3 pseudogenes are annotated in these 1,160 nt (G+C 50.3%); 2 read left to right on the top strand and 1 reads right to left on the bottom strand.

The annotated features are described in order from the left end of the window. Positions 1 to 82: pseudogene (locus QZ506_RS12970) on the top strand (lipoprotein); the annotation flags it as partial. Positions 83 to 138: 56 nt separating this feature from the next. After that, positions 139 to 855 (top strand): annotated as a pseudogene (locus QZ506_RS12965) (MFS transporter); the annotation flags it as partial. Positions 856 to 1,005: 150 nt separating this feature from the next. Here QZ506_RS12965 and QZ506_RS12960 read toward each other — a convergent pair. Further along, positions 1,006 to 1,160: pseudogene (locus QZ506_RS12960) on the bottom strand (IS481 family transposase); the annotation flags it as partial.

The raw sequence follows: 1,160 nt of genomic DNA, 5'->3' as shown, positions 1-1,160 counted from the left end.
GGTGGGTGAAGCCATGGCCATGGTCAAAGCGCTTAACCGGATCACGCTATTAGGAATGCCGAACAGTATTCGCATCACCTAACAATCGACCCGTATGGGGCGCAGTCATTACAGGTTCTGATTTATTCAACAAAGCCTATTGACAACGCTACCCCCGCAGCGCACGGGAAACGAAAAATCAAAAACCTGCGTTGGTAGGTTTTGGGGCTGTTTCTCTTAGGCGTCACCGTTAACTACATTACGCGTAACTCGTTGGGTATCCTGGCACCTGAATTAAAAGCCACCATGGGGATCACCACGGAGCAATACTCCTGGATCGTTGGCGCATTCCAATTGGCCTATACCATTTTCCAACCGCTGTGCGGCTGGTTGATTGACGTGATTGGTCTGAAATTCGGCTTCCTGGTGTGTGCCTCTATCTGTGCCCTGATGTGCATGCTCCACGCAGGCGCAGGCAGTTGGTTACATCTGGCGATTTTGCGCTTCTTTATGGGGGCTTCAGAAGCGGCAGCTACGCCAGCTAACGCCAAAACCCTCGGGGAATGGTTCCCGAAAAAGGAACGTCCGATTGCCGCAGGTTGGGTTGGCGTGTGCTTCTCTATCGGTGCCATGCTAGCGCCGCCCATCATTGTTATTGCACACAGCTACCTCGGCTGGCAGGGTGCATTCATGTTCTCCGGCGTGCTGGCCATGCTGTGGGTGGTTCTGTGGTGGTTATTCTATTATGACCCGGAAAAACACCCGAACCTGAGCAAAACCGAGCTGGAATTAATCAAACAGGACAACGAACCTGCGCCAGTTAAGCTGCCTTTCTTTACCGCACTGAAAACTGTGGGTAAAAACAAACGCTTTTACTGGGCTTTGTTGAATAAATCAGAACTTGTAACGACTGCGCCCCACACGGGTCGATTGTTACGTGATGCGAATACTGTTCGGCATTCCTGATATGTACTAGCTCAGACCTTATCTGACAGTTACCGATTATTTATACAGGTGTCTGTCAGATTACATCTGGTTCGGATTCTTTTCTGCCCAGATCCGTTTTCCATCGAGTAAAGTGGCTATCGGCGTACGCCCGCAGCACATTTTTCCCTGATGAGTTCGCTCATTATTGTAATGCCACAACCAGTTGTCCAGATCTACCTGCAGGCTTTCCAGGT

This window comes from Candidatus Symbiopectobacterium sp. (genome assembly GCF_020054415.1).
Lineage (GTDB): Bacteria > Pseudomonadota > Gammaproteobacteria > Enterobacterales > Enterobacteriaceae > Symbiopectobacterium.
The sequence above is the reverse complement of the archived record's forward strand: the minus strand, read 5'-3'. Positions and strand labels throughout refer to the sequence as shown.